This is a genomic window from Gemmiger formicilis (assembly GCF_016901605.1).
Lineage (GTDB): Bacteria > Bacillota > Clostridia > Oscillospirales > Ruminococcaceae > Gemmiger > Gemmiger formicilis_B.
In genome coordinates, this window is sequence record NZ_JACJKP010001074.1 from 1 (window position 1) to 215 (window position 215).

At 50.7% G+C, this 215-nt stretch carries 1 protein-coding gene; it reads left to right on the forward strand.

The genetic code is table 11. From position 1 onward, the window contains the following. Positions 1–215, forward strand: a 215-nt coding sequence (locus H6B10_RS19255) for a hypothetical protein (protein ID WP_243427463.1), incomplete at both ends; no start/stop codon positions are given.

Here is a 215-nt window from a genome sequence, read left to right on the forward strand (position 1 = left end):
TGGCGCTGTCCACCCCTAAGATGGTCAAGGCCACTAATAAAGAGATCAAGATCATGCATACCAAATGCATGGGTCCGGATGATATGATTTCCAGCCTTTCCGGCGGCAATCAGCTCGTTCATGTCGGTGTCTTTGGTGCTCTTGGTCATGACCAAGTTGCCGTCACGCAGCACCGAGACTTCATCGCAGATTTCGAAGATCTCGTCCATCTTGTG